The organism is Nevskia soli DSM 19509, from assembly GCF_000711955.1.
Lineage (GTDB): Bacteria > Pseudomonadota > Gammaproteobacteria > Nevskiales > Nevskiaceae > Nevskia > Nevskia soli.
The window spans coordinates 45,543-72,413 of the sequence record NZ_JONR01000007.1 but is presented as its reverse complement, the minus strand read 5'-3'; the positions used below and the strand labels follow the sequence as shown (position 1 = coordinate 72,413).

The following is a 26,871-nucleotide window of genomic DNA, read 5'->3' as shown; positions in this document are numbered from 1 at the left end:
TGGGGAGAGGAAACAGCCGCAAGCAGCTTGCGGCACACATTCCCCACAATTCAGATGTGCAGCGCATGCCCCAAAGCCGCCAACGTCGCCTCCGGCAAAGCCTCACTCAAGGTCGGATGCGCATGGATGGTTCCGGCGATGTCTTCCAGGCGCGAACCCATCTCCAGCGCATGCGCAAATTCGCCCGACAGTTCTGAGACGTGCGCCCCAACGGCCTGGATGCCAAGCACCAGGTGGTTATCGGCTCGCGCGACGACGCGCACGAAGCCGCCATCGGTGCCCGCTTCCATGCTCATGGCGCGGCCGCTGGCGGCGAAGGGGAAGATGCCGACCTTGACCTGATGCGCGGCGGCCTTGGCCTGCTCCGGGCTCAGGCCGGCGCTGACGATCTCCGGCTCGGTGAAGCACACGGCGGGGATGCAGACGTGATCGAAGCTGCGCTTCCGGCCGGCGATGATCTCGGCCACCATCTCGCCCTGCTTGGAGGCCTTGTGCGCCAGCATCGGTTCGCCGACGAGGTCGCCGATGGCCCAGACGTTGCGCATCGAGGTGCGGCACTGTTCGTCGATCTTGACGAAGGGGCCGGCCAGATCGACGGCCATGTTCTCCAGGCCCCAGCCCTGGGTGTTGGGACGGCGGCCGACGGTGACCAGGATCTTGTCGCAGGGGATGTCCTGGCTGGCGCCATCGGCCGACTGATATTGCAGCTTGAGGCTCTTGCCCTTGCCGGCGAAGCCGGTGGTCATGGACTTGAGGTGGACGGTGACGCCGTTCTTCTTCAGCCAGCGCTCCACCGGACGGGTCAACTCCGCGTCATACAGCGGCAGGATGCGTTCCTGCGCTTCGACCACGGTGACCTGGCTGCCGAGCTTGGCGAAGGCGATGCCCAGCTCCAGACCGATGTAGCCGGCCCCGACCACAGCCAGGCGCTTGGGCACCTCGGCCAGGGACAAGGCTTCGGTGGAGGAGAGGATGTCGCCGCCGAAAGGCAGGATCTTCAGCTCGACCGGCACCGAGCCGGTGGCCAGGATGACGTGCTCGGCCGTGATGGTCTGCGGGCCTTCGGCGGTTTGCACCGTGCAGGTCTTGGCATCGCTGAACACGGCGCGGCCGCTGACGGTGCGTACCTTGGCCTTGGCCAGCAGGCCGGCGACGCCGCTGTTGAGCTTGCCGGTGATGCCGTCCTTCCAGCTGACGGCCTTGGCCATGTCGAAGCTCGCCGCCTGCGGCAAGGTGATGCCGATGTTGCCGGCATGGCCCAGTTCGTGGAACTTGCTCGCCGCGTGGATCAGGGCCTTGGAGGGAATGCAACCGCGCAGCAGGCAGGTGCCGCCGAGACGGTCTTCCTCGACCAGGGTGGTGTCCAGGCCGAGCTGGCCGGCACGGATGGCAGCGACATAGCCGCCGGGGCCGCCGCCCACCACCAGTACTTTCGTCGTGATCGTCTTGGCCATGGGCTTAATCGATGAACAGGGTGGCGGGATTTTCGAACAAGCGCTTGATGTGCTGGATGAACTCGGCCGCGTTCCAGCCATCGACGATGCGATGGTCGAAGGAGGAGGACAGGTTCATCATCATGCGCGTGACGATCTGGCCGTTACGCACCATGGGGCGCTCGACCATCTTGTTGACGCCGACGATGGCGACTTCCGGGGCGTTGATCACCGGGGTGGAGACGATGCCGCCCATCGGGCCCAGGCTGCTGATGGTGATGCTGGAGCCGGACAGCTCCTCGCGGCTGGCCTTGCCGCTGCGCGCGGCCTCGGCCAGGCGCTTGATCTCGGCGGCGGCCTGCCACAGGTCCAGCGTTTCGGCGTGGCGGATCACCGGAACCACCAGGCCGTTCGGGGTCTGGGCGGCGATGCCAATGTGCAGGGCGGAGGGATGGTGGACGATGCCGGCTTCGTCGTCGAAGGTGCCATTCACTTCCGGATGATCCGGCACGGCGCGCACCAGGGCGAGCACCAGGAAGGGCAGCAGTGTCAGCTTCGTCTGATCGGGCTTGCGGTTGTTGTTGAGATGGGTGCGCAGGGCTTCCAGCTCGGTGACGTCCACTTCCTCGACGTAGGCGAAGTGCGGAATGCGCTGCTTGGAGCGCTGCATCGCCTCGGCGATCTTGCGGCGCAGGCCGATGACCTTGAACTGCTCCACGCCTTCGCGCTTCTGCCGTGCGTTCGATACCGCGGCGCCGCTGACCGGCTTGCGCGCGATGAAGGCATCGAGATCGGCGTGGGTGATGTGGCCGGCCGGGCCACTGCCGGGCACGTAGGAAAGCTGGATGCCGAGATCGCGGGCGCGCTGGCGCACCGCAGGGGTGGCCAGGGGTTTCTCGCCTTCACTGCGCGGCACCAGGGGCACGGGTGCGCTGGGGGCTGGCTGCACCACCGCTGCGGCGGTCGGAGCGGGCGTAGCTACTGGCTTCGCGGGCTTTTCCTTGGCGACAGCTGCCGGCTGAACTGGCGCGGCGGGAGCAGCGGCGGCTGGTTCTTCAACCGCACCCTCGCCCGCCACTTCCAGCACCACCATGACCGAACCCACCGGCACGAAGTCGCCGGGGCTGCCCTTCAGCTCGAGCACCTTGCCGGCGAACGGCGACGGGATTTCCACCGCGGCCTTTTCGGTCAGCACGTCGACCAGGGGCTGGTCTTCCTTGACGGTGTCGCCGACGGCGACGCGCCAGGTGGCGATCTCGGCCTCGGTGATGCCTTCGCCGATGTCCGGCAGCTTGAAGGTGAATTTGCTCATGTCAGGACTCCATCACCTTGGCCAGCGCCGCGCGCACGCGGTCGGGGCCGGGGAAGTATTGCCACTCGAAGGCGTGCGGGTACGGCGTGTCCCAGCCGGTGACGCGTTGCACCGGTGCTTCGAGATGATGGAAGCAGTTTTCCTGCACCAGGGCCATCAGTTCCGCGCCCAGGCCGGAGGTGCGGCTGGCTTCGTGGACGATGACGCAGCGGCCGGTCTTTTTCACCGAGGCGGCGATGGCCTCGACGTCGACCGGGAACAGGCTGCGCAGGTCGATCACTTCGACATCGAGACCGGATTCGGCGACGGCGGCGAGCGAGACGTGGACCATGGTGCCGTAGGTGAGGATGGTGGCGGCGCTGCCCTCGCGCACCACGGCGGCCTTGCCCAGCGGGATCTTGTAGTAGCCGTCCGGCACTTCGCTCTGCGGGTACTTGGCCCAGGAGGTGAGCGGCCGGTCGTGGTGGCCGTCGAAGGGGCCGTTGTAGATGCGCTTGGGCTCGAGGAAGATCACCGGGTCGTCCTCCTCGATGGCGCTGATCAGCAGGCCCTTGGCGTCGTAGGGATTGGACGGCATCACGGTCTTCAGGCCGGAGACGTGGGTGAAGATCGACTCCGGGCTCTGGCTGTGGGTCTGGCCGCCGAAGATGCCGCCGCCGCAGGGGGTGCGCACGGTGATCGGCGCCCAGAACTCGCCGCCGGAACGGTAGCGCAGGCGCGAGGCTTCGGACACCAGCTGGTCGAAGGCCGGCAGGATGTAGTCGGCGAACTGGATTTCCGCCACCGGGCGCAGGCCGTAGACGCCCATGCCGATGGCGGTGGCAATGATGCCGGCCTCGCAGATCGGCGTGTCGAAGACACGGGTGCGGCCGTGCTTCTGCTGCAGGCCGGCGGTGGCGCGGAACACGCCGCCGAAGTAGCCGACGTCCTCGCCGAAGATCACCACGTTTTCATCGCGCGCCAGCATCACGTCCATGGCGGAGTTGATGGCTTGGATCATGTTCATCGTCGCCATGGCTAGTATCCGGCCTCCTGACGCTGTTTGCGCAGATGCCAGGGCATGTCCTTGAACACGTCCTCGAACATGGTGCTGGGGCTGGCCGGCTGGGTGCCGAGGGTGCCCTTGCTCTCCGCTTCCTTCTGCGCGGTCTTCACGTGCTCTTCCAGTTCGGTGGTCAGTGCCGCGTGCTGCTCCTCGCTCCACTCGCCGATGCGGATCAGGTGCTGCTTGAGGCGCGCGATGGGATCGCCCAGCGGCCATTTCTCGGCTTCGTTCTCGGGGCGGTACTTGGAGGGATCGTCGCTGGTGGAATGAGCGGCGGCGCGATAGGTGAACAACTCGATCAGGGTGGGGCCGTGGTTGTCGCGGGCGCGCTGCGCGGCCCATTGGGTAACGGCGTAGACGGCGAGGAAGTCATTGCCGTCGACGCGCAGGCCCGGCAGGCCGTAGCCGACCGCGCGCGCGGCGAAGGTGGTTTCATCGCCGCCGGCGAAGCCCTGGTAGGAGGAGATGGCCCACTGGTTGTTGACCACGTTGAGCACTACCGGCGCGCGGTACACGGCGGCGAAGGTGAGGGCGTGGTGGAAGTCGCCTTCCGCGGTGGTACCGTCGCCGACCCAGGCGGCGGCGATGCGGGTGTCGTGCTTGTAGGCCGAGGCCATGGCCCAGCCCACCGCCTGCGGGAACTGGGTGCCGAGGTTGCCGGAGATGGAGAAGAAGCCGACGTCGCGCACCGAGTACATGATGGGCAGCTGGCGGCCCTTGAGGCGATCGCCGGTGTTGTTGTAGATCTGGCACATCAGGTCGACCAGGGGCCAGTCGCGCGCCACCAGCAGACCCTGCTGGCGATAGGTGGGGAACAGCATGTCCTTCGGGTCGAGCGCGTAGGCCTGCGCCACCGAGACGGCTTCCTCGCCGGTGCACTTGATGTAGAACGAGGTCTTGCCCTGGCGCTGGGCGCGGATCATGCGCTCGTCGAACACCCGGGTCAGCAGCATGTCGCGCAGCCCCTTGCGCAGCCTGTCGGGCGAAAGCCGGGGGTTCCACGGACCGACTGCGTTGCCGGACTCGTCCAGCACGCGCACCAGGTCGTAGGCGCAATCACGCAGCTGCGCGGCCGGCGTGTCGGCGGCGGGACGCGCCTGGCTGCCGGCGGGGGGAATGGTCAGCTTGCTGAAGTCCGGGGCGTCGCCGGGGCGGGCCGTGGGCTCGGGGATGTGCAGGCTCAGCGGGCCTTGCGCATGCTTGGGGGTGCTCTTGTCCATCCTCTCCTCCTGATTGATCCCGGCAAGGCGGCGGCAGGCCGGCTGGCGGGGCCGGCGATCCGTGCCGCACCCAGGATTCCAGGGCGCGCACGGGGACCGCCGATTGTTCATATCAGCATAAACCTTTCCGGGGGTATTTCTTCCTTGATTTTCCCGGCAAACATCACATGCCTGGGATAATATTCCCCATAAATGAAATTTTGAGGAATAAATGTCCGAAACGCTCGACGCACTCGACCTGCGCATCCTGGAATTGCTGCAGCAGGATGTGACCACGCCGGTCAACGACATCGCCGAAAAAGTGGCCTCTTCCAAATCGGTGGTGTGGCGCCGCATCCAGCGCTTCCTCGACAGCGGCATCGTCAAGCAGCGGGTGGCGGTGCTCGACACCAAGAAGGTGGGGCTTGGGGTGACGGTGTTCGCCCACGTCAAGATGGCGCGGCATGGCAAGAACGCGCTGCACAAGTTCGTGCTGGCGATCAACCGCCATCCCGAGGTGGTGGAATGCCATACCCTGATGGGCGACGTGGATTTCCTGCTGAAGATCGTGGTGCGCGACGTGGACCGCTACCAGCAGTTCGTCTGGAACGAGCTGTCGCAGATCGAAGGCGTGCGCGAGGTCAGCTCTTCGATTTCGTTGAACCAGTTGATTGACGCAAACCGGCTGCCGCTGGAAGTATCGGAGTAAGGGTCCGCCCCTGCGGCTGGCGGCGCTATTCCGCGCCGTGCGCGGCTTCCGCCTCGTCGCGGCCGCGCTGGCGGCGTTCGGCTTCCTGGCGCGCCTCTTCGATCTGCAGCAGCACGCCGTCGACGTCGGCCTCGGTCTCGTCGTGCACGAACAGGCCGGTCAGCTCGGAATCCGGGCGCAGCTTTCTGGTCTGGAACAGCTTCCAGATTTCGTAGGCGTATTCGGTTTCGAGCAACTCGGGGGCGTAGCGGCCGCAGTAGGCGGTGATGTTGTCGACATCCCGCTGCAGCATGGCGAAGGCGTTGTTGTTGCTGGCGGCATCGACCGCCTGCGGCAGGTCGATGATGACCGGGCCGTTGGCATCGAGCAGCACGTTGTATTCGGACAGATCGCCGTGGATCAGGCCGGCACAGAGCATCCGCACGATCTGCGACATGAGGAATTTCTGCCACTCGCGCGCCTGCTCGGGCGTGGCCTGTACATCGTTGAGGCGGGGGGCGGGGTCGCCGTGTTCGTCGGTGATGACTTCCATCAGCAGCACGCCGTTGAAGAAGCCGTAGGGCTTGGGCACGCGCACGCCGGCGGCATCGAGACGGTAGAGCGCGTCGACCTCGGCGTTCTTCCACGCCGCTTCCTGTTCCTTGCGGCCGTGACGGCTGCGCTTGCCCATGGCGCGCGCATCGCGGCTGCCGCGGGCCTTGCGGCCTTCCTGGTATTCGGCGAGCTTGTGGAAGCCGCGCTTGTTGGCGTCCTTGTAGACCTTGGCACAGCGGATCACCGCGCCGCTGGCGACGAGGTAGACGGCGGCTTCCTTGCCGCTCTTGAGCGGGCGGATCACCTCGTCGATGATGCCGTCTTCAATCAGCTCTTGCAGGCCAGGCGGGGTTTTCATGGAGCACCATGAGGACCGGAATCAGGTCTTTCTTGGGGTATGTTTGGAGAATTTATCAGGGGTCGACACCAAAAAAGAAGCCGCGACCGAAGTCGCGGCTTCTTTCAATGCTTGCGCATTATTTACAGGGGACGGATCTGCGTCGCCTGCATGCCCTTCGGGCCGCGCGCGGCCTTGTACTCGACGCGCTGGCCTTCGGTCAGGGTCTTGAAGCCGCTGCCCTGCACTTCCTTGAAGTGGGCGAAGAGGTCTTCACCGCCTTCGCTCGGGGTGATGAAGCCAAAACCCTTGGCGTCGTTGAACCACTTCACGGTACCGGTAGATACATCGCTCATTTGCTTGTTTCCTTTGACGATTGCGCGGGCACGCCGCCCGCAAGGCTGCAGGCCATCAAGAAAAAAGCTGAGTGAGATTCGAGCCCGACAGAAACTGAGGGAAACCGCGCTGAACTAAGCTGCTTGAGCGACTGCGGGGGCCACAATACGCGCTTGACCGCCAAAAGTCGAATCTGCGAGAAGCGCAAGGAATGCGCAGATGCCGCGCGGAGCCCGCGCATTGATGGTCCAAGAGCCGCTCGCCGCATGAGCGGCGCCGAAGCGCCGGCGGCCCTGCTTGCTAACCGCGCCGGCTCGCGTGCTGCGCCGCGTAGGAGTGCGTTGCCAGCCGCTCGTCGCGGTCCTTGACGTCGATGCAGACGGTGGCCGTGGGGCGCACCAGCAGACGCGGGATGCCGATCGGTTCGCCGGTCTTGGCGCAGTAGCCGTAATCCTTGGAATGGATCAGGCGCAGCGATTCGTCGATCTTGCGCAGCAGCGTGGCTTCGCGCTCGCGCAGGCGCAGGTCGAGGAAGTGCTCTTCCTCTGCGGTGGCGCGGTCCGCGGGATCGGCGTGCGATTCGTTCTGGTGCAGGCGCTCCTTGGAGCCCTGCTCACGGCTGAGCATCTCCTCGCGCATCTCGGTGAGACGCTTGCGGAAGAACTCGAGCTGCGCCTCGTTCATGTAGTCGGATGCCGGCATGCTGCGGATCTCCGCTTCGGTCAGCGCATGCGCCGGCTTGGCGGACGGCTTGCGGGCCGCGGCGGGTTTGCTGGAGGTAGTGGACAAGGCGGGCTTTTTCATGAAGGAAACGAAGTGGAATTATGAAACATTTTGCGGCGGCAAAGGCAACCCCGGCCGAAGCTGGTTGCGGCCCGCCCCATAACCAATCGACAACTTGAGACGGTACTTGAGCCGCAGCGCCAACCCCAGTCCGAGTCCGGTGAGGACGAAGGATCTGTCGTAACGTGCGGCGATGAGATCCATCTGTCGCAACCGCACTTCTAGACTGCCCGGCACGACAATAGTTCTTTCACCATCCGCCTGTGCCGCGAGCCAGTGCTGCTCGGTCTCGGTCAGCTCGTACATGTCCGGTTCCTCCGCGGAACGAAAACATGATTTGCGCGACCCAGCATCCGGTCGGGCGGACGCAGCATACTCCGAACCGCCCTGTTGCGACGCCAGGCCCTGACGAGCGGCAGCAATTCGCAGCCCGCTCCGGCGCATCCGGCAAGGCGATGCGTGCCTTGCCTGGGACAGGCGGAAATGATCGGCGCATACTCAGGCGCCCTGCATCTCATTCCGCGGCAACATTCCAGGCGCTGTATCCCATCCTCGCCGCACATCCGGCCGCCAGGGCGAACACGCAGCGGATCATCATGGCGCCTGTATCAACTCCCTGAAATACCGGTCCCATTTGCAACCTGCATGCGACAGCCGCGTTGCTCCATGCAGTCCAACAGAAGCAGTAAAGGAACATCAATGATTGGCGGCATGAAGATCATGTCGGTGAAACCGGGCCGCGAAAAACAGTTCGAGCAGTTGTTCCGGGAACTCCGAGAAGAGATACGCAGGAACGAGCCGGGCTGCATGGCCTATGTGCTGCTCAGTTCCAGGATGACCCGCGATTCCTACGTGCTGCATGAACAATATGCCGACCAGGCTGCGCTGGACGCGCACCGCGCATCGGCTTACGGTGCCCGCTATTTCCCGGCGATCCGCTCGCTGCTGAGCGGTATCGAAGTGGAGTATTTCGACGGCGTGGTGGAATAGGTGCGGACACCCGGTGACGGCGCAGAATCAGCAGCACAGGGGCAAGACAGCCTTTTCGCCACGCCGGTAAATATGCAAAGCCGGCGCGAGGCCGGCTTTGCATTTGAAGATGGCGGAGAGGAAGGGATTCGAACCCTTGTGGGGATTTTCGTCCCCCATCCGATTTCGAGTCGGCGCCGTTATGACCGCTTCGGTACCTCTCCGGGTTTGTTGCTGTGCAGCGCTGATTTATGATCTTTAACGCTGCTGCGGGAGCCCGAAATCACGATGCTGGCGCCCGAACTGTTATTTTAGCAGCTTCGCCGCCGAATCGGCGCTCCATTTTTCACGATTGGCCGCAGCGCCACGAGGCACTGAGGCAGGCGGCACGGAATTGAGGCAGGAAAATGCGGTCAAATGGCCCAGCGATCCTGGCCACCCGCAGCCAGAATGGGGCCAAGTCCCCGCCCGCACTGGATTAAATACGGCCGGGAATTAGGAAGAAACACCGCAATACCTGATGAATACCCTGTTGCGCCAGACGAACGCCGTGTTGCGGTGGCTGCTGCTGTTCAGCCTGTTGCCGCTATCGACGTGCTCGCCCAAACCCACAGCGCTGCAACGGATGCAGATGACGGGCAAGCTGGTGGTGGCCACCACCAACAGCCCCACCACCTGTTACGACGGTCCGCAAGGCCTGACCGGCTACGAGTGCGATCTGCTGCAGGGGCTCGCCAAAAAGCTGGGCGTGAAACTCGACCTGCAGTTTTTCGACAGCACGCCGGAGACGGTGGACGCAGTGGCCGAGGGCAGGGCCGATGTCGCCGCGGCAAGCATCAATATCACGCCGGCGCGCCAGGCGCGCGTGCGGTTTTCCCACCCGCTGCAGCAGGTGGTGCTGCAACTGGTCTACAACAGCGACGACATCGCGCCGCAGAATCTCGGTGACCTGGACGGCGATCTGGAGGTGGTGCCGGGCAGCAGCGGGGAAGAAATCCTGACCGCGGACCAGGCGCGCTATCCGGCGCTGAAATGGAACCGGGCGGAGCCGGAGAACGACGTGGATGACCTGCTGTATCAGGTGTCCAAGGGCGAGATCGATTACACCGTCGCCAATTCCGACCTGGTGGCAATCAACCAGCGCTATTACCCCAACCTGCGGGTGGCGTTCGCGGTTTCGGACAAGCAGGATCTCGCCTGGGCGCTGCCTCACGACGGCGATGCCTCGCTCTACAACGCCGTGCAGGAGTACCTGCGCCAGCTCGGCGAGAACGAGATGGCGCGCCTGCGCGACCGTTACTTCGGGCACATCAACGAGACCGACTACCAGGGCGTAACGCAGTTCACCACCGATGTGCAGGCGCGACTGCCCCGCTACCGAGCCTATTTCGAGGATGCGGCTAAGCGCTACGGGCTGGATTGGCGCGTGGTGGCGGCCATCGGTTACCAGGAATCGCATTGGGATCCGGCGGCGATCAGTCCGACCGGTGTGCGCGGCATCATGATGCTGACCACGGAAACGGCTGCGGATCTGAAAGTGGCGAACCGCGAGAACGCGGCGGAGAGCATCCGCGGCGGGGCGCGCTATTTCCAGCAGATCATGGGGCAGCTGCCGCCGCAGATCGCGGAGCCGGACCGCACCTGGATGGCGCTGGCGGCGTACAACCAGGGCGTGGGCCACCTGCTCGATGCGCGCGCGCTCGCCGCGCAGCTCGGCGGCGACCCCAACCGTTGGCTGGATGTGCGCAATGCGCTGCCGCTGCTCAGCCGCGAACGCTGGTTCAAGAAGACGCGCCACGGCTATGCCCGTGGCCGCGAGGCGGTGGGCTTCGTCGGCAACGTGCGCAACTACTACGACATGCTCGCCTGGATGACGCAGGCAGAGGCCGCGCCGGCTCAGCCCGGCGCGGGCGACAAAGTCACCGCTACGGCGCAACCCGCAACGACGAGGTTGGCGGAGATCAGATCCGCAGACGCTCCACTACACGCCCATTGAGCAGGTGACTCTCGACGATCTCGTCGACGTCGCTCTGGTCGGCGTAGCGGTACCACACGCCTTCCGGATAGACCACCACCACCGGGCCCTCCTCACAGCGATCCAGGCAGCCGGCCATATTGACGCGGACCCGCCCCTGGCCGGCCAGGCCAAGTTTCTTGACCTGTTTCTTGCAGTAGTCGCGCAGATCGGTGGCACCCTTGTCGTTGCAGCTGGGGCGGCCGCCGTCGCGCTGGTTGCAGCAGAAGAAGACGTGATGCTTGTAGTAGTTCGGGTCCATGGCGGCGTGGCCTCAGGTCGGCTTCTTGCCGAAGGTGTAGCCGAAGTTGATGGTGGTGATGGTGTCGGTATGAACGCTGCCGTCGGGCACGGAGGTGTTGTGGCGCCAGTCGTAAGCGAAAGTGGCGAAGACGTTACCGATGATGTTGAGCTTCAGTTCGGCGACGGGATTGATGAAGACGTTGTCGGCGCCGCCTTCGACGTGCAGGGTCTGATGGAACTGCGCATTGGGAGCGAATTTCAGCAGGTAATTGATGTTGAAGACGCCGATGAACTGGTTGTCGTAGTCGGTGGCCAAGTCGTCGCGCGTCTGGCTGCCGCCGACGCCGACGTCGACGTCCAGGGTCTGCAGGTCGGTCTTGAGGAAATGACGGCCGTAACCGACCGCTTCGGAGTAGCGTGACACCACGCCGGCAAAACGGTCGTTGGAGTAGTCGAGGCTGGCGAAGACGTAGCTGTCCGGATTGAGGTCGTAGTTGAGCTTGTCGCCGAACTGGTAATTCTCGGCGGAGGATTCGCCCTTGCTGCTGCCGTAGGCGCCCTGCGTCTGGAAATGGTTGCTCCAGGGAGCGGACTTCCAGTCGAGGTCGCCCTTGAAATTGAGCGCGGTGCTGTTGCTGGTGCCGGTGGTGCGGATGTAGCCGGCGGCGGCATCGCCGCTCCAGGGCGAATCGGCAAAGCAGGCCAGCGGGCTCAGGCAGGCGGCGACGGCAATCAGCTTCCATTGCTTCATGATGATCGTATTCCTTGGCAAATCAAATCGGATTGGGTGGGCCGCCGCGGCGTCCTTGCGCGAGGGCTGCCGAATTATACGAAGGCTGCCTTACGCGCGGCCAGCAGGAATGCCGGCGAAATTTCGCGGCGGACCGGGACGGCGGAGATTCAGGACGGCGGTGTAGCGGCTTCGGGGGGCGTCGGCACCACGGCGGGAGCGACTGGCGCTTCCGCTGCGGGTACCGGCGGGTTCGGCTCCGCTGCGGGTATGGGCTTTGCGGTGCGCGCCAGGGTGGCGTCGATGCGCAGCAGGATCAGGGCGGCGAGTTCGTCCTGCATGTAGCTGCGCAGGCGCACCTCTTCCGCTTCCTTGCCGAGGATTTCATTGACGCTGAAGCTGTAGGAGCGGGAGATGCCCTGCGCCTCCGGCGCGATCAGTTCCTGATCGCCGCTGTGCAGCTCGTAGGTGACCTGGGTCACCAGGCGATATTCGTTGGCCTCGCCGTCGGCGCCGACCGACAGGGTCTCGCGGGTTTCGCTGAGATCGGACAGGCGCAGAACGGCTTTGGCATCGCCGATGTGGGATTTGACCACCCCGCCGCGGGCGGTGATGCGCGACTGCAGGGAGGTCTCCAGCGGCGGCGTACCCACGCGGTAGGGCTGCACCAGGTCGATATAGACCGAGCTCAGGGCCGGCGGCACGGGGCGGTCACCGGCCAGGTGGAAGCCGCAGCCGGCAAGCGCCCCGGCGAGCAACAGGCCGCCCAGCGCCAGGAATGGGCCGGACCAGCGCGGCCGCTGATGGAGAGATCGGATTTTCACACTACGAAATTTACCAGCTTCCCCGGCACCACGACGGTCTTTTTGAGCGGCTGGCCGGCGAGGAATTTCTGCGCGTTCTCGTCCGCCAGGGCCGCTTCGACGATCTGATCCTTGCCGGCGTCGCTGGGCACGGTGATCTCGCTGCGCCGCTTGCCGTTGATCTGCACCACCAGCAGGACCGTGTCCGCCACGCGAGCCGAGGCCTCGGCCTGGGGCCAAGCCGCGTCGATCACCGGCCGCGCATGCCCCAGCGCGAACCACAGCTGGTGGGTGATGTGCGGCACGATAGGCGACAGCACGCGCACTAGGGCATCGAGCACTTCCTGCATGACGGCGCAGCCGTTGGGGCTGGTGTCATCGAAGCGCGAGACGGCATTGACCAGCTCCATGCAGGCGGCGATGGCGGTATTGAAGTTGAAGCGGCGTTCAAAGTCGTTGCCGATGCGGGCCAGGGAATCATGCAGCTTGCGCCGCAGTTCTTTCTGGTCCGCACTGAGGGCGACGACGTCCAGCGGCTGGACTGCGCCCTGCTGGGTGTGTTCGTAGACCAGCTTCCAGACGCGGCGCAGGAAGCGCGCGGCGCCGTCGATGCCGGCATCGCTCCATTCCAGGGTCTGTTCCGGCGGGGCGGTGAACATCATGAACAGGCGCACGGCGTCGGCGCCGTGGGAGTCGATGATCTCCTGCGGGTCGACGCCGTTGTTCTTGGACTTGGACATGGTGCCGAGGCCGGCGGCCGTGACCGGCTCGCGCGTGCTTTTCAGCACTGCGCCCAGGGCGGCGCCCTTGGCGTCGCGCTCGACTTCCACATCCTTGGGGGCGATCCACTCGCGGCCGCCGCTGTCGGTGGTGCGGTAGTAGGCCTCGGCCAGCACCATGCCCTGGGTCAGCAGGCGCTTGAACGGCTCGCCGACGTTGGACACGCCGACATCGCGCATCAGCTTCTGGAAGAAGCGGGCGTAAAGCAGGTGCAGGATGGCGTGCTCGATGCCGCCGATGTACTGGTCCACCGGCAGCCAGTAGGCGGCACGGCCGTCGAGCATGGCATCCTTCTGCGTGGCGCTGGCGAAGCGGGCGAAATACCAGGAGGAATCGACGAAGGTGTCGCAGGTGTCGGTCTCGCGCCGCGCCGGCTTGCCGCATTGCGGGCACGGCACGTTGACGAATTCCGGCAGGCGCAGCAGCGGGTTGCCGCGGCCGTCCGGCACCAGGTCTTCCGGCAGGCGCACCGGCAGCTGGTCTTCGGGGACCGGCACGGCGTCGCAGCTTTCGCAGTAGATGATGGGGATCGGGCAGCCCCAGTAGCGCTGGCGCGAGACGCCCCAGTCACGCAGGCGGTAGTTGATGCGCTTGCGGCCCTGCCCCAGAACTTCGAGGCGGGCGGCGATGGCGTCGAAGGCCGGCTTGAACTCGAGGCCGTCGAACTCGGCGGAGTTGATCAGCCAACCCTTGTCCTCGTGGGCGGCTTCGCTGATATCCGACGGCTTGCCGGGCTCGGCGCCGATCACGACCTGGATCGGCAGACCGTAGGCGCGGGCGAATTCCCAGTCGCGCTGGTCATGGCCGGGAACGGCCATGACGGCGCCGCTGCCGTAGCCCATCAGGACGAAGTTGGCGGCCCATACCGGCACCCTGGCGCCGGTGAGCGGATGGATGACGTCGATCCCCAGGGGCACGCCGCGCTTTTCCATCGTCTCCAGCGTGGCTTCGGTGACGTCGCCCAGCTTGGACTCTTCGACGAAGGCGGCGACCTTGGGATCGCGTTGTGCCGCTTCCAGCGCCAGCGGGTGCTGGGCGGCGACGGCGAGGTAGGTGACGCCGTAGAGGGTGTCCGGCCGGGTGGTGAAGACGGTCAGGTGGTCGGCGCCGGTGGCGCTGGCCTGGCCCAGCCTGAAGTCGATCTCCAGGCCTTCGCTGCGGCCGATCCAGTTGGCCTGCATGGTCTTGACCGCTTCCGGCCAGTGCTCCAGGTTTTTCAGCTCGTCCAGCAGCTCGTCGGCGTAGGCGGTGATCTTGAGGAACCACTGCGGAATCTCGCGCTGCTCGACCACCGCGCCGGAACGCCAGCCGCGGCCGTCGATGACCTGCTCGTTGGCCAGCACGGTCTGGTCCACCGGATCCCAGTTGACGATGGAATTCTTGCGGTAGATCAGGCCCTTGCGGAACAACTGGACGAAGAACCACTGCTGCCAGCGATAGTAGTCCGGCTCGCAGGTGGCGAACTTGCGCTCCCAGTCGTAGGCGAAGCCGAGCTGGCGCAGCTGGCCGCACATGTAGTCGATGTTGGAGTAGGTCCAGGCGGCCGGGGGCACGCCGTTCTTGATCGCCGCGTTCTCGGCGGGCAGGCCGAAGGCGTCGAAGCCGATGGGCTGCAGCACGTTCTTGCCGCACATGCGCTGGTAACGCGAAACCACGTCGCCGATGGTGTAGTTGCGCACATGCCCCATGTGCAGGCGCCCGCTCGGATAAGGGAACATGGACAGGCAATAGAATTTGTCGCGTGCCGGATCTTCCACGGCGCGGAAAACCTGATGCTCGCTCCAGTAGGCCTGCGCGTCACTTTCGACGTGGCGCGGCGAATAGTCTTGCTGCATGATGGGAAATTACTTGTGTGGCGACGCGGACATAAAGAACGCGGATTGTAGCAACCACGGGGGTCTCCTGCCCGTCCGCAGCGACCCGCGATACCCGGGAAATCCAAGAAAATTCAATGAATAGTCACGCCCAGACGTTGCTGGAGGGCTTCCGCTCGCGACAGGCCACGGTAGGCGTGGTCGGCCTCGGCTATGTCGGCCTGCCGCTGGCCCTGCGCTTTGCCGAGGCCGGGGTGCGGGTGATCGGCTTCGACATCGATCCGGAAAAGCCGCGCAAGCTGGCGGCCGGACAGAGCTACATCAACTACATCCCGGACGCGGCCATCACGGCGGCCTACGCCGCCGGGTTCACGGCCACCACCGACTTCGGCGGCTGCCGGGATGCCGATGCCCTGATCATCTGCGTTCCCACCCCGCTCAACCGCCACCGCGAGCCGGACCTGAGCTACGTGCTGGATACCGCGCGCGAGTTGAGCCGCCACTTGCGCCCGGGGCAGATCGTTTCGCTGGAAAGTACCACCTACCCCGGCACCACCGAGGAAGAGCTGCGGCCGGTGCTGGAAAGCAACGGGCTGAAGGTGGGTGAAGACCTGTTCCTGGTCTACTCGCCGGAGCGGCAGGATCCCGGCAACAAGAAGTACGACACGCGCAACATCCCCAAGCTGGTGGGCGGCAGCACCCCGCTCTGCCGCGCCGTGGGCGAGGCGCTGTACGCAGTGGCGGTGGACCGGGTGGTGCCGGTGAGCTCGACCCAGGTGGCGGAACTGGCCAAGCTGCTGGAGAACATCCACCGCGCCGTGAACATCGGCCTGGTCAACGAGCTGAAGATGGTGGCCGACCGCATGGGCATCGACATCTTCGAGGTGATCGACGCCGCAGCAACCAAGCCCTTCGGCTTCGTTCCCTACTATCCGGGCCCTGGCCTGGGCGGTCATTGCATCCCCATCGACCCGTTCTACCTGACCTGGAAAGCGCGCGAGTACGGGGTACACACCCGCTTCATCGAACTGGCTGGCGAGATCAATCACGCTATGCCGGAATGGGTGGTACGCAAGACCATCGATGCGCTCAATGCACGGGGCAAGGCGGTGCGCGGCTCGAAGATCCTGATACTCGGCATCGCCTACAAGAAAAATGTGGACGACCTGCGCGAGTCCCCGGCGCTGGAACTGGTGGAACGGTTTCAGCAACTCGGGGCGGAGGTGGAATACAGCGATCCGCATATTCCGGCGATTCCGCCGCTGCGGCGCGGGCATATTGAGCTGAGCAGCGTTGCGGTCACGCCGGAGCGGCTGGCCGGATGCGATGCGGTGATCGTGGCGGCGGATCATGATGCGTTCGACTACGCCGCCATCGCGCGGCACGCTTCAACCGTGATCGATACACGCGGCGTCTATCGCCAGCCGCTACCGAACGTCGTACGCGCCTAGTGACTGACAAATTGCGTCACTTTACGCCGATATGCCTGGACAGATGATGCGCAAAGTGCTCCAAGACTAAAGTTCAAGCAATTGTTTTTATTAACATTTTACATCGGCACGAAGCCTGCTTCCCCTTATCTGCGGCGACGGCCGCGTATAACTTTTAATCAACCGTTAACGGAGTGAAGGAACATGAAGAAGGTTCAACAGGGCTTTACCCTCATCGAATTGATGATCGTGGTCGCGATCATCGGCATCCTGGCCGCCATCGCCATCCCGGCCTACCAGGACTACACCATCCGCTCGCAGGTGTCTGAAGGCGCCGTGCTGGCCGACGGCCAGAAGACCGCCCTTGCCGAGTTCTACAACAACAAGGGCTACTTCCCGGCCAACAACGCCAGCGCCGGCGTGGAAACCTCTGCCTCGATCAGCGGCAAGTACGTCAGCACCGTGAACATCACGACGGGCATCATCACCGTGACCTACGGCAACCAGGTGAACAGCAAGGTCAACGGCAGTACGCTGATCTATTCCGCCATCACCACCGCCACCGCCGGCTCCATCGCCTGGCAGTGCACCGCGGGCAGCGTGGTCGCCAAGTATCGCCCGGCCGTTTGCCGCAAGTAATATTCGATTCAAGCAGTTAACATTAAAGGGCCGCTTCGTGCGGCCCTTTTTTATGTCCAAACCATTTACTTCCCTGAGTCTGGTAGCACTGCTGGCCGTCAGCTGGTGGGCTTATGCTCCGGGCCTCGGCGGTACGTTCCTGTTCGACGATTTCAACAACCTCGACAAGATCGGAACCTATGGAGGAGTCCATAACCTTCGCTCACTGCTGTTCTACCTGACTTCGGGCAACGCCGATCCGACCGGACGGCCGCTATCGCTGCTCAGCTTCCTGATCGACGCCAGGGACTGGCCCGCCGACCCCGCGGGGTTCAAACGCACCAATATCCTGCTGCACCTGTTCAATGGCCTGCTGCTGAGCGTGACACTCCTGAAGCTTGGGATGTACATCGGACTGCAGCGCACCCGGGCCGAATTTGTCGCCCTGATCGGCGCCGCCTTGTGGATGCTGCACCCATTCCTGGTATCCACCACGCTCTATGTGGTGCAGCGGGAAGCCATGCTGCCGGCCACCTTCACCTTGATCGGCACCCTGCTGTGGCTGTCTGGCCGTGAACACTTCTTCAAGGGACAGCGCAACGGAATTTTGCTGCTGACCTTCGCGGCCTGGGGTTGCACCGCACTGGCCTTATTGTGCAAAGCCAACGGCATACTCCTGCCGCTGCTGCTGCTCACGATGGAATGGACGGTACTGGCTTCCGGTCGCGGCGAGCAAACCGACACGGCTTTGAATGTCCGCTTCTACCGGCTTCGCCGCTGGCTGCTTGGGCTCCCTAGCGGGCTGCTGGTCCTGTGGTTGCTCACTAAAATACCAGGCATCTTTTCCGGCGAGACCTATTCGCGTCCCTGGACCATCGGCCAACGCCTCATCACCGAACCCCGCGTATTGTGCGACTACCTGATGCAGCTGTGGATTCCCCGGGCAAGCGGGGCCAGCCTGTTCAACGACGGGTATCGCGCCTCGATCGACCTGTTCCACCCCTGGTCGACCTTGCCCGCACTGGGCGCGGTCGCCGCACTGATCGTTCTCGGCTGCCGTGCCCGCCGCAAACATCCAGCGCTTGCCTTTGCCATCCTGTTTTATTTCGCGGGGATGTTGCTGGAAAGCACGCTGATCCCGCTGGAACTCTATTTCGAGCACCGGAATTATCTTCCGGCGCTGCCGTTATTCTGGCCGCTCGCCATCTGGCTGACCGGGGAAGGCAGCTTACGCAGCTTGCGCTATGGCCTGGCCGTCTTGCTCCCTGCGATGCTGGCAGTACTCTCCCACGCGCGTGCCGGCGTATGGGGTCAACCCTTTCAACAAGCCCTGCTTCTGGCACAGATGGACCCGGATTCTCCGCGGGCCCAGGCCAATGCCGCATCCTACGAACTCGCGCAAGGCGCAGCCGATGCGGCGGTACACCGGCTCGAAACCGCATCCGCCAAAATGCCGGATGAGGTTCAGCTGACGCTGAACTGGATCGACGCCGAATGCGCCCTTGGGGTAGTGAGTTCCAAGGCCAGGAACGCCGCGCTCTATTCACTTGAGCACAATCGCACCAATACGGAATTCGTCCAGCACTGGCTGACGGGCGCGATCGATCTGGCGGCGCAACGCCGTTGCCAGGGCCTGGACCTGCAGGTATTGGGAACGATGACGGAAGCGGTTAACAGAAATCGGAATTACGGCGATGGGCCATCGCACTTCACCCAGATACGGCAGCTGCGGGGCCGGCTTGCACTGGGACGCGGCGACGGCGAAAGCGCCCTGCGCAACTTCAACGAGGGACTCTCCGCCTTTCCGACCCCCGACGGGGCCCTGCTGCAGGCAGCTTTGCTCGGCGCCGCCGGGTTTCCCGCTCACGGATTGAAGCATCTCGACTATTACAGAACGCTTCCGCCCGCTGACAGGGGGCTGCATGGCATGGCCGCCCTCCATTTGTGGCTGCTTGGACATGAAGGCTACTGGACCAGCGAATTTGCCGGCCTCGAAAACCAGCTGCGGATTGACGCCAATGCATCGCCCCTCCCCGAGGGGACACAACCGACAGCGCCCGGCCGCTGATGAAGCGATCTGGGAATCCGCTTCCGGGTTTGATTGCCGCGCTTGCACTGACGGCCGTCTTGTATTGGCCGGGCCTTTCCGGCGGCTATCTGTTCGACGATTTTCCCAATATCACGGACAACTCCGATGTCCACGTCGGCACGCTCGATTGGCGCGAATGGCGGCAGGCGGCATTGGCCTCCCCCTCTCGGGAATTGCGCCGTCCCCTGGCAATGCTGAGTTTTGCCGCAAACTATTTCTTCACCGGCGCAGCCCCCTTGCCGATGAAATTGACCAACCTGTTCATTCACTTGCTGAACGGGGCGCTGTTGTTCTACGTGCTGCTGTGCTTGCTCGGACTTTATAACGAACGCCGCGCACAGCCACTCGCCGCATCCCGTATTCGATGGCTGTCTCTGGGAGTGACCAGCGCATGGCTGGTGACACCGATCAATCTCAGCTCGGTACTGTACGTGGTGCAGCGTATGGAAAGCATGGCACAGATGTTTGTGCTGGCAGGACTGTGGCTATATCTGAACGGACGGCGGCGGATGCTCGACGGCGCAAGTCGCTTCGGCGCCCTATTTGCCGCCAGCGGGTTGGTATTCGGAGCGATCTTCGGCGGCCTGTGCAAGGAATCGGCGGTTTTGCTGCCGCTCTATGCCCTGCTGATCGAACTGACGATCCTGCATTTTGACGCTCGGGATTCGGCCGGCCGGCGAAAGCTGTGGTCGATTTTCGGCTTTGTATTGTTCATCCCTGCGACAGTAGGCCTGATCTGGCTGCTACCGCGCGTCCTTTCCCCCGGTGCCTATGCCGCGCGCCCCTTTACGTTGGCACAGCGATTACTTACCGAAGCAAGAGTCCTGGTCGACTATGCGGTGTGGACGCTGTTCCCGCACCCGGCCTCCCTGAGTTTTTACCATGACGACATCTCCGTATCGCGGGGATGGCTTGCCCCGCCGGCGACCCTGGGTTGCGCCGCGCTACTCGCCGCCGCAGGCGCCACCGCAATTTCCCTCAGGCGCAAGCTGCCGCTGCTAGCGCTCGGCATCGCCTGGTATTTTGCGGCACATCTGCTCACAGCAACGATCATTCCGCTGGAACTGGTATTCGAGCATCGTAACTATTTCGCCAGCATCGGCCTGCTGCTGGCTGCCGGTGCGCTGCTGGCGGAAATTCCGGACTACTACAAACTGGTTAGATGGGCTCTACCACTTCTGGCCCTGGCCGCCTTCTCCGCTTCGACTTTCCTTCGCGCTCAGGAATGGGGCAATCCAATACAGTTCGCCTATGCCGAGGCTGAAATCCACCCCGCTTCTCCCCGCGCAAACTATGAATTGGGAAGGGTGTTGACCGTTACGTCCGGATATCGGACTGATTCAAAGCTCATTGAGCCGGCTTTGCATGCCTTCGAATCAGCCGCCGCGCTGCCCGGGGCGGGTGCGCCGCCGTTGGCGGCGTTGATCGTCGTCGCCAGCCATGCGCATCGCGAGGTCAAAATGCAATGGTGGAGCGAGTTGACCAACCGGCTCGGCGAACGCCCTCCGTCCAGCGAGGATATCGGGGCTCTGACCTCGTTGGCCAACTGCCAGCGCACCGGGAATTGCGCGCCCGACACTCCTCTGCTGTTGACCGCATTTCTTGCGGCGCTGAACCACCCGCAAGCCGATCCCAAGCTACTCGCCACTTATGGCGCTTTTGCAGCCAATCAGCTTGGTGACTATGCCCTGGCGGCAAACATGCTTCGGGACGCGCTCGCCCAATCTCCCCACAGCTTCAGCTATCGGATGGAGCTGACCAATATCCTGATCCTTCAGGGAGAACGCGGGGCAGCGGCGGATCTGCTCGATGGCCTGGCCAGCGAGGATCTGCCGCCGCTGGAACGCACCGAAGTCGAGAAACTCAAGCGAATGATCGAAGCAGGCCCTTCATCCGTAAAAGCCGCCGGCGCATCCTGAATCGAATCTACTCCGGCAAATCTGTCATCGGCTGGCTCGTCCCGTTCCGCGGATTCAACCGCGCACGCCGGCGCGCATGCAGCACGATCATCAGCATCAGGCCGAACGACAGCAGCAAATACTGCCAGTTGACCGCTCCTTCGCCCGGCCAGAAGCGACCGCTTGCAGCCCAGGTCTGGAAATTTACCGAGGCACCTGAAATGACGATAGGCAGCGACGTCGGCGCGATGCCAAGGGCGGTGGCCAGGACGAAAGGCCTGAAGGGCGCGCGCGCCAGCGCCGCAGCGATATTGACCGCGTCGAATGGGACAAAGCAGACACGCATCAGCAAAATGGAATGGAACGGAGCGCGATTGACGCGCTCGTGCCAGCCCAGCAGCAGCTTGCCGGGAGAACGGGAAAGTATCGCGGAAAACGAACTGCGCACCACCAGGAACTCGAGGGAGCCGCTCAGGGTGAGGCCGACCACGGCGATCAATTCGCCGAGCGCCGTTCCGCAGATCATTCCGGTCAGGAAAAGGACGAAACTGGCCGGAAGAAAGAACAGCAGGCGCAAGACATAAAGCCCCAACAGCATCCAAGCATGATTCCGGGCGAAGGAATAAAATGTAATAGCGCGCTCGAAAAGTGCTTGGGGACCGGCGCCATAAGTCACCAAAAGCAGCGCCGCGAATCCTCCGAGCAGGATTGCGCCGAATATAAGCGTGGCGATCGTTTTAACGGGATATTCTTTCATAAAATCCGCAACTCACTGAGTTTGCGAGTAAATTTTGGGGTGAGTCGTGGAAGATACGAGGACGCTGTCCGTAGTTGTGCCTTGCTATAACGAACTGCGGACCATTGAAAAGGCCGTAAGGGCCCTGCGCGCCTCGGACCCTGGGCTGCGCCTCGAGATCATCGTGGTGGACGACTGCTCCACCGACGGCACACGCGACCTGCTCCAGGGCCCCCTCCGCCCGCTTATTCACCAACTGCTGCTGCACGAGAAGAATCGCGGCAAAGGCGCCGCCCTGCAGACCGGATTCGCACATGCCAGTGGAGACTTTATCATCGTTCAGGACGCGGACCTAGAGTACGATCCGCGCGAGTTCCGCAAGCTCCTGCAGCCGATTCTCGAGGACAAAGCGGACGTAGTCTATGGCAGCCGCTTCGTGGGCGGGGATTCCCACCGGGTGCTTTATTTCTGGCATTCGGTGGGCAATCGGCTGCTCACGCTCGCCAGCAACATGTTCACCAACATCAACCTGTCCGATATGGAAACCTGCTACAAGCTGTTCCGGGCAGAAATTCTGAAAAGCATTAGACTGAAAGAGCAGCGCTTCGGTTTCGAACCGGAAGTAACGGCCAAGATCGCGAAAATTCCCGGCATAAGAATTTACGAAGTCGGTGTTTCCTACTACGGCAGAACCTATGCCGAAGGCAAGAAGATCAACTGGCGCGATGGCTTTCGCGCCATCTACTGCATCATCAAGTACTGGTGGATGAAGGAATAGATGGCAAACCTGTTGAAAAAGAAAGTGCTGGTCACCGGGGGCGCCGGCTTCATTGGCTCCCACCTGTGTGAACGGCTGCTCGGCATGGGCCACGAGGTGCTATGCGTCGACAACTTCTTCACCGGGACTCGGGAGAATATCGTCGGCCTGCTGGAACATCCCTACTTCGAAGTGCTGCGGCATGACGTGACCTTTCCTCTTTATGTGGAGGTCGACGAGATCTACAACCTCGCCTGCCCCGCCTCTCCGGTTCACTATCAGTTCGATCCGGTGCAGACCACCAAGGTCTGCGTGCATGGCGCAATCAACATGCTGGGCCTGGCCAGGCGCACCAAGGCCAAAATCCTTCAGGCATCGACCAGCGAAGTTTATGGCGACCCCGAAGAACATCCGCAGCGGGAAAGCTACTGGGGACGGGTCAACCCGATTGGCATTCGCTCGTGCTACGACGAAGGCAAGCGCTGCGCCGAAACACTTTTTTTCGACTATCACCGGCAGCATAAGCTGCAAATCAAAGTCGCCCGGATTTTCAATACCTACGGCCCGAAAATGCGCCCGGACGACGGCCGAGTGGTGTCGAACTTCATCGTTCAAGCCATTCAGGGTGAACCCATCACGATCTACGGGGACGGAAGCCAAACCCGGGCCTTCTGCTATGTCGATGACTTGGTCGATGGCCTGATCAAGCTGATGGAAAGCCCCGATACATTGACCGGTCCGGTCAATCTCGGTAATCCTGCGGAGTTCACCATCAAGCAGTTGGCCGAGAAAGTTCTGTCGATGACGCAATCCGCGTCCGCGATCGAATTCCGGCCCCTGCCGGGGGATGATCCTCGGCAGCGCCGCCCCGACATCACGCTCGCGGGCGAAGCCCTGCGCTGGCATCCTGAAGTGTCCCTCGAACAGGGACTCAGGCCGACAGTCGCGTATTTTCGCAGCCTGCTCGCCCAATGATCGCTGCCCGGAGCGTGGCCTGACTATTTCGAAGAAGGATATTGCCGGCGAGGGCAAGATAGCGGCGGCCAGCAGCCTGACGAAAAATTCCGCCTCACGGTGCGATTGCACCCCGACAGTGGCTCGCCTGTCACTACTGGCGGCGTTCGCCTGCCTGAGCGCCGTTTACCTGGCCTGGGGATGGTCGGACGAAATTTCGGATTTCGCCGGCGACAGTTCAGTCTACATGCTGGCCGCTCGTCACTTTTCGCCGTTCTGGCCGAGTTCGCCGGTTTTCGCCACGTTTACGCATGAGATGGTGTATCCCCCCTTGTTTCCGCTCCTGATCGGCCTATTCGGCGGCAGCATGCTGGCGGGCCACCTTCTGGTGGTCGTGTCGCTGCTCGGTGCGACACTCTGCCTGTATGCTTGGTTGCGCGCCGAGGGTCTCGGCACCGGAGCCGCGGCCGCAACCTGCCTGGTATTTGCGCTCATGCCCGGAACCTATTTGCAGTCACTGAACATCTGGAGCGAACCCCTCTATCTGTTGCTGAGCCTCCTGACGATCGCTCTCGAGGTCCGGGCGGAGAAAGAAGGCGGGCAACGCCCCGAACTGTGGTGGGGCGCGGCAGCGGCCGTAGCGACCGCCACTTTGGTGCGTGCGGCTGCGTTGCCGCTGCTGGCTGCGCTGGTGGTGCGCCTGGTCGTGGTGAGGCCACGCAACTGGCGGTGGCTGGTAGTGGCAGGCAGCACACCGTTTGCAATCTGGTCCGCCTGGAGCCGTCTCCACCAGGCCGGGGTCAACCGCTACCTGTCGCAGATGCGCGACTCCTATAGCGGCGATCCATTCGGGGTCTTCGTCAGCCAAATCACAACAGAGGGCCGGCGCCTGTTGCTGGCATGGCCCCAGGCATGGCTGGCCGATGGACAAAATGCCGTCCTCCACTGGCTGGTCTGGGTGATCGGTGCAGTTTGCCTGCTCGGCTGGATGAGGCGCCTGGCCATGCTGCGTATCGACGCGATCTACGTCGCCATTTACAGCGTCCTGCTCTTCATCTGGCCTTATCCAGCGGAAGCGCGGCGTCTTTTCCTGGTGATCACGCCGCTGCTGCTGGCACAGGGAGCATTGTTGATCAGATCACTGGCGAACAGTCGCCGCAATGCAAACCTGTCGCTTCCATCCGGGCTTTGGCTCGGTGCGACGGTGATCGTGATACTGCCGTCGCTGATCCTGACCGCGCAGCGGTTTCAGCAACCCCTGCCGGAAGAGATGGCAGTGGCCCGGCATACCGAAGACTGGTACGGCGATGACCGGCAAAGGGCATTGAGGATTTCCCAAATCTTCGTCGGCACCCTGAACGGTCTCAAGCAGATCGGCAGCCTGGTTCCGGACGGGGATTGCGTTTTCGCGATCAAACCCTCCATCGTGGCCCTCTACTCCGACCGCCCCAGTTACACGCCACCCGCACCCGCAAGCAATGATGAGCAGTTCGACCGAGACATTGGGCAATGCCGATTCGCCTATTTATTCCCGATCACGACGCCGACCATCAGCCAACCGCTTTACCCAATAGAGCGCCTGAAGGAAAGAGCGCAACCACTGCTCGTGGCAAAGAGCGACCGGGAAGAGCAGTTCCATGTGTATGCAGCCCTGGTGGAAATCGGGCCTCGCAAATGATGGATAGCCGGCAGGAGGGCGGACACATGAATCAATCGTGCCGGGCTTCGCGGCGCACACCGCCGGCGGCGGTCGCTCATGCCCCCTTCTACTTAATCAACCCAGAAAGACTGTCGCGGTGCACATGATCGTCCTGAGACGCCACGCAGCGATTGTCGCGCTGTTGCTTTTGCTGGCTCCGCTCTATTTCATCTGGAGCTGGAACGCCGGGGTTGGCCAGTTGGGCACGGACGGCCCAAGCTACCTGATGATGGCAAATCACTATGCGCACGGGCCTACGGGTGATCCGGTGTATGCCGACACGGCGACCTACAGCCGCTTTCCCCCGTTGTATCCGCTGCTACTTGCGTGGTGCCACGCCGCCGATGACTTTCAACTGGTACACACCGTCACCACCAGCTGCCTGATTTTCGCGCTGCTGGCGTTCTATACCTGGCTGGTCCTCGAGGGCATGTCGTCGGCGCAGGCGACCCTGTTGGTATTGCTGTTCGCGGCGCTGCCGGGCAGCTGGCTCGCCGGCCTGACCGTGCAATCAGAATACCTTTACCTGATGTGGAGTCTGCTGGCCGTCACACTGCTGGCCGTCTACCAGAGAAGCCGTGCGATCAATGCGCTCTACGGCGCCGCCATCTTCATCGCGCTGGCGACATTGACCCGCGCCATCGGCATTTCTCTTTTTGCCCCCCTGCTGCTGGCCCTGCTGCGCACGCCCAAACGTCAAGCCCTAGTGGCACTCCTTGCCTCCTTGCTGCCGGTACTGATCTGGTATCTGTTGCACCGCTCCCGGGTCAGCTATACCGACGCACTCGCCCTGATTTACAGCGGTGATGGGCTGAGCACCCTGCGCTCACAGCTGGCCAAGGAATTGCCGGCGTTGCAAAAAGGTTTCGCAGGCAACTTCCTGCTCCACATGCAACTTAGGCCGATCGCTTATGTGCTGGGCCTATTGTGTCTTGCCGGAGCATCGTGGCGGACCATCAGACTCAAGCCGGATGCAATCTATATCGGATCGAACCTCGCCATACTTCTGATCTGGCCTTATCCGGAGGAAGCGCAACGCTTCTTATGGGTGCTGGTCCCGCTCCTGATCGCCCAACCCGTCCTGGCCGTTTCCGAGTGGAGCGACAAGACCGCAACTGCTCGTGTACCGCAATTGCCGACTGTCGTCCTGGCGGCGTCGATTCTCCTGATGCTGCTTCCCGCTTTTTCACTCGCCTCGGATCGCTATCGTTCCGCATCCTTTACGGACCTGCCGGAAGCGAGAACGTTTGTGTCGTGGTATGGCCAGGATGCGGATCACGCCTGGGACATGGTCAGCATCCAGACGGCCATGATCAACTCGATGCGCCGCATCGCCGAAGACGTGCCGGCAGGCGACTGTGTGATCGCCACCCGCCCCGACCTGATCAACTATTTCGGACGTCGCCGCAGCTATTTTCCACCACTCAATTCGGTGCCCGACCCGTACTTCGGCCGCCAGCTTCGCGCACACGGGTGCCATTTCGCGTTCGGCATGTCATCGGCAGACGGGCGCTATCCGACACCCATGTTCCCGATGCCGCGGCTGGGGGAGAAGCTCAATGTGGTTTTTTACAACACCATCCCCGACGATTCCGGCAACAGGTTCAAATTGACAAGCATGCTTGCACGGCTGGATTAATCGTTGCGGC

General features: G+C 63.2%; 24 protein-coding genes and 1 tRNA gene. 11 read left to right on the top strand and 14 right to left on the bottom strand.

Annotated features, from left to right (window positions below; all coding sequences use genetic code 11):
• Positions 1-50: 50 nt before the first annotated feature.
• Genes lpdA through BP26_RS0103675 form a run of 4 tightly spaced genes read right to left on the bottom strand, consistent with a single transcriptional unit; the run spans position 51 to position 5,010 of the window.
• Positions 51-1,454 (bottom strand): dihydrolipoyl dehydrogenase, encoded by a 1,404-nt coding sequence (gene lpdA / locus BP26_RS0103690; protein ID WP_029919234.1) that lies wholly within the window; start codon positions 1,452-1,454, stop codon positions 51-53.
• A gap of 4 nt (positions 1,455-1,458) precedes the next feature.
• Positions 1,459-2,745 (bottom strand): dihydrolipoamide acetyltransferase family protein, encoded by a 1,287-nt coding sequence (locus BP26_RS0103685; protein WP_029919233.1) that lies wholly within the window; start codon positions 2,743-2,745, stop codon positions 1,459-1,461.
• A 1-nt stretch (position 2,746) separates the two neighbouring features.
• A complete protein-coding gene (locus BP26_RS0103680) occupies positions 2,747-3,760 on the bottom strand; it encodes an alpha-ketoacid dehydrogenase subunit beta (protein ID WP_036516115.1) in 1,014 nt (337 codons plus the stop codon).
• A 2-nt stretch (positions 3,761-3,762) separates the two neighbouring features.
• A complete protein-coding gene (locus BP26_RS0103675) occupies positions 3,763-5,010 on the bottom strand; it encodes a 3-methyl-2-oxobutanoate dehydrogenase (2-methylpropanoyl-transferring) subunit alpha (protein WP_029919231.1) in 1,248 nt (415 codons plus the stop codon).
• Positions 5,011-5,221: 211 nt separating this feature from the next.
• Here BP26_RS0103675 and BP26_RS0103670 point away from each other — a divergent pair, with 211 nt between their 5' ends.
• Positions 5,222-5,698, top strand: coding sequence for an Lrp/AsnC family transcriptional regulator (locus BP26_RS0103670; RefSeq protein WP_029919230.1), 477 nt, complete (start codon positions 5,222-5,224; stop codon positions 5,696-5,698).
• Positions 5,699-5,723: 25 nt separating this feature from the next.
• On the opposite strand, the gene BP26_RS0103665 is transcribed toward BP26_RS0103670, so the two are convergent.
• The 4 genes from BP26_RS0103665 to BP26_RS0103650 form a co-directional block, all read right to left on the bottom strand.
• Complete coding sequence (locus BP26_RS0103665) at positions 5,724-6,590, bottom strand: PA4780 family RIO1-like protein kinase (protein WP_029919229.1); 867 nt, start codon at positions 6,588-6,590, stop codon at positions 5,724-5,726.
• Between the two features lie 122 nt (positions 6,591-6,712).
• Positions 6,713-6,925: a cold-shock protein gene (locus BP26_RS0103660; protein ID WP_029919228.1), complete on the bottom strand. Its 213-nt coding sequence runs from the start codon at positions 6,923-6,925 to the stop codon at positions 6,713-6,715.
• Between the two features lie 280 nt (positions 6,926-7,205).
• Entirely contained in the window at positions 7,206-7,631 is a 426-nt protein-coding gene (dksA, locus tag BP26_RS0103655; RefSeq protein ID WP_029919227.1) for an RNA polymerase-binding protein DksA, read from the bottom strand.
• Between the two features lie 96 nt (positions 7,632-7,727).
• Complete coding sequence (locus tag BP26_RS0103650) at positions 7,728-7,994, bottom strand: hypothetical protein (RefSeq protein WP_029919226.1); 267 nt, start codon at positions 7,992-7,994, stop codon at positions 7,728-7,730.
• A gap of 393 nt (positions 7,995-8,387) precedes the next feature.
• On the opposite strand from BP26_RS0103650, the gene BP26_RS30050 reads away from it, so the two are divergent.
• Positions 8,388-8,678 (top strand): putative quinol monooxygenase, encoded by a 291-nt coding sequence (locus BP26_RS30050; protein WP_029919225.1) that lies wholly within the window; start codon positions 8,388-8,390, stop codon positions 8,676-8,678.
• 110 nt (positions 8,679-8,788) lie between these two features.
• On the opposite strand, the gene BP26_RS0103640 is transcribed toward BP26_RS30050, so the two are convergent.
• Positions 8,789-8,881 (bottom strand) — tRNA-Ser (locus BP26_RS0103640).
• A 296-nt stretch (positions 8,882-9,177) separates the two neighbouring features.
• Here BP26_RS0103640 and mltF point away from each other — a divergent pair.
• Positions 9,178-10,653, top strand: coding sequence for a membrane-bound lytic murein transglycosylase MltF (gene mltF / locus BP26_RS0103635; protein WP_051748224.1), 1,476 nt, complete (start codon positions 9,178-9,180; stop codon positions 10,651-10,653).
• Here mltF and BP26_RS0103630 read toward each other — a convergent pair.
• The 4 genes from BP26_RS0103630 to leuS form a co-directional block, all read right to left on the bottom strand.
• Positions 10,619-10,933 carry a (2Fe-2S) ferredoxin domain-containing protein gene (locus BP26_RS0103630; protein ID WP_029919223.1) on the bottom strand — a complete coding sequence of 105 codons (315 nt, stop codon included), beginning with the start codon at positions 10,931-10,933 and terminating at the stop codon, positions 10,619-10,621. The genes mltF and BP26_RS0103630 overlap by 35 nt on opposite strands.
• A 12-nt stretch (positions 10,934-10,945) precedes the next feature.
• On the bottom strand, positions 10,946-11,665 hold the full coding sequence (locus tag BP26_RS0103625) for a DUF481 domain-containing protein (protein WP_029919222.1): 720 nt from the start codon (positions 11,663-11,665) through the stop codon (positions 10,946-10,948).
• A 149-nt stretch (positions 11,666-11,814) separates the two neighbouring features.
• The gene (locus tag BP26_RS0103620; RefSeq protein ID WP_029919221.1) at positions 11,815-12,468 is read right to left on the bottom strand and encodes an LPS-assembly lipoprotein LptE; all 654 of its coding nucleotides are present in this window, start codon (positions 12,466-12,468) and stop codon (positions 11,815-11,817) included.
• Positions 12,465-15,062: a leucine--tRNA ligase gene (gene leuS / locus BP26_RS0103615; RefSeq protein WP_029919220.1), complete on the bottom strand. Its 2,598-nt coding sequence runs from the start codon at positions 15,060-15,062 to the stop codon at positions 12,465-12,467. The genes BP26_RS0103620 and leuS overlap by 4 nt, the downstream gene beginning before the upstream one ends.
• 116 nt (positions 15,063-15,178) lie before the next feature.
• Between leuS and BP26_RS0103610 the strand changes: the two genes are divergently transcribed.
• The 4 genes from BP26_RS0103610 to BP26_RS0103595 all read left to right on the top strand — a co-directional run bounded on the left by BP26_RS0103610 (position 15,179) and on the right by BP26_RS0103595 (position 21,097).
• Positions 15,179-16,492, top strand: coding sequence for a nucleotide sugar dehydrogenase (locus BP26_RS0103610; protein WP_029919219.1), 1,314 nt, complete (start codon positions 15,179-15,181; stop codon positions 16,490-16,492).
• Positions 16,493-16,675: 183 nt separating this feature from the next.
• Entirely contained in the window at positions 16,676-17,110 is a 435-nt protein-coding gene (locus BP26_RS0103605) for a pilin (RefSeq protein WP_029919218.1), read from the top strand.
• 52 nt (positions 17,111-17,162) lie between these two features.
• Entirely contained in the window at positions 17,163-19,157 is a 1,995-nt protein-coding gene (locus BP26_RS0103600) for a glycosyltransferase family protein (RefSeq protein ID WP_036516114.1), read from the top strand.
• A complete protein-coding gene (locus tag BP26_RS0103595; RefSeq protein ID WP_157572341.1) occupies positions 19,157-21,097 on the top strand; it encodes a tetratricopeptide repeat protein in 1,941 nt (646 codons plus the stop codon). The genes BP26_RS0103600 and BP26_RS0103595 overlap by 1 nt, the downstream gene beginning before the upstream one ends.
• A 7-nt stretch (positions 21,098-21,104) precedes the next feature.
• On the opposite strand, the gene BP26_RS0103590 is transcribed toward BP26_RS0103595, so the two are convergent.
• Positions 21,105-21,833, bottom strand: coding sequence for a TVP38/TMEM64 family protein (locus BP26_RS0103590; protein WP_084182767.1), 729 nt, complete (start codon positions 21,831-21,833; stop codon positions 21,105-21,107).
• A gap of 46 nt (positions 21,834-21,879) precedes the next feature.
• Between BP26_RS0103590 and BP26_RS0103585 the strand changes: the two genes are divergently transcribed.
• The 4 genes from BP26_RS0103585 (at position 21,880) to BP26_RS0103570 (ending at position 26,861) form a co-directional block, all read left to right on the top strand.
• Positions 21,880-22,590, top strand: coding sequence for a glycosyltransferase family 2 protein (locus BP26_RS0103585; protein ID WP_211254816.1), 711 nt, complete (start codon positions 21,880-21,882; stop codon positions 22,588-22,590).
• Complete coding sequence (locus BP26_RS0103580; RefSeq protein WP_029919213.1) at positions 22,591-23,544, top strand: UDP-glucuronic acid decarboxylase family protein; 954 nt, start codon at positions 22,591-22,593, stop codon at positions 23,542-23,544.
• A gap of 118 nt (positions 23,545-23,662) precedes the next feature.
• Entirely contained in the window at positions 23,663-25,201 is a 1,539-nt protein-coding gene (locus tag BP26_RS0103575) for a hypothetical protein (protein ID WP_029919212.1), read from the top strand.
• A gap of 124 nt (positions 25,202-25,325) precedes the next feature.
• On the top strand, positions 25,326-26,861 hold the full coding sequence (locus BP26_RS0103570) for a putative hexosyltransferase (RefSeq protein ID WP_029919211.1): 1,536 nt from the start codon (positions 25,326-25,328) through the stop codon (positions 26,859-26,861).
• Positions 26,862-26,871 lie beyond the last annotated feature (10 nt).

Bases quoted from the DNA above. Each gene is read 5' to 3' on its own strand.
- lpdA (WP_029919234.1), bottom strand. From the start codon at position 1,454: ATGGCCAAGACGATCACGACGAAAGTACTGGTGGTGGGCGGCGGCCCC.
- BP26_RS0103685 (WP_029919233.1), bottom strand. From the start codon at position 2,745: ATGAGCAAATTCACCTTCAAGCTGCCGGACATCGGCGAAGGCATCACC.
- BP26_RS0103680 (WP_036516115.1), bottom strand. From the start codon at position 3,760: ATGGCGACGATGAACATGATCCAAGCCATCAACTCCGCCATGGACGTG.
- BP26_RS0103675 (WP_029919231.1), bottom strand. From the start codon at position 5,010: ATGGACAAGAGCACCCCCAAGCATGCGCAAGGCCCGCTGAGCCTGCAC.
- BP26_RS0103670 (WP_029919230.1), top strand. From the start codon at position 5,222: ATGTCCGAAACGCTCGACGCACTCGACCTGCGCATCCTGGAATTGCTG.
- BP26_RS0103665 (WP_029919229.1), bottom strand. From the start codon at position 6,590: ATGAAAACCCCGCCTGGCCTGCAAGAGCTGATTGAAGACGGCATCATC.
- BP26_RS0103660 (WP_029919228.1), bottom strand. From the start codon at position 6,925: ATGAGCGATGTATCTACCGGTACCGTGAAGTGGTTCAACGACGCCAAG.
- BP26_RS0103650 (WP_029919226.1), bottom strand. From the start codon at position 7,994: ATGTACGAGCTGACCGAGACCGAGCAGCACTGGCTCGCGGCACAGGCG.
- BP26_RS30050 (WP_029919225.1), top strand. From the start codon at position 8,388: ATGATTGGCGGCATGAAGATCATGTCGGTGAAACCGGGCCGCGAAAAA.
- mltF (WP_051748224.1), top strand. From the start codon at position 9,178: ATGAATACCCTGTTGCGCCAGACGAACGCCGTGTTGCGGTGGCTGCTG.
- BP26_RS0103630 (WP_029919223.1), bottom strand. From the start codon at position 10,933: ATGGACCCGAACTACTACAAGCATCACGTCTTCTTCTGCTGCAACCAG.
- BP26_RS0103625 (WP_029919222.1), bottom strand. From the start codon at position 11,665: ATGAAGCAATGGAAGCTGATTGCCGTCGCCGCCTGCCTGAGCCCGCTG.
- leuS (WP_029919220.1), bottom strand. From the start codon at position 15,062: ATGCAGCAAGACTATTCGCCGCGCCACGTCGAAAGTGACGCGCAGGCC.
- BP26_RS0103610 (WP_029919219.1), top strand. From the start codon at position 15,179: ATGAATAGTCACGCCCAGACGTTGCTGGAGGGCTTCCGCTCGCGACAG.
- BP26_RS0103605 (WP_029919218.1), top strand. From the start codon at position 16,676: ATGAAGAAGGTTCAACAGGGCTTTACCCTCATCGAATTGATGATCGTG.
- BP26_RS0103600 (WP_036516114.1), top strand. From the start codon at position 17,163: ATGTCCAAACCATTTACTTCCCTGAGTCTGGTAGCACTGCTGGCCGTC.
- BP26_RS0103595 (WP_157572341.1), top strand. From the start codon at position 19,157: ATGAAGCGATCTGGGAATCCGCTTCCGGGTTTGATTGCCGCGCTTGCA.
- BP26_RS0103590 (WP_084182767.1), bottom strand. From the start codon at position 21,833: ATGAAAGAATATCCCGTTAAAACGATCGCCACGCTTATATTCGGCGCA.
- BP26_RS0103580 (WP_029919213.1), top strand. From the start codon at position 22,591: ATGGCAAACCTGTTGAAAAAGAAAGTGCTGGTCACCGGGGGCGCCGGC.
- BP26_RS0103570 (WP_029919211.1), top strand. From the start codon at position 25,326: ATGATCGTCCTGAGACGCCACGCAGCGATTGTCGCGCTGTTGCTTTTG.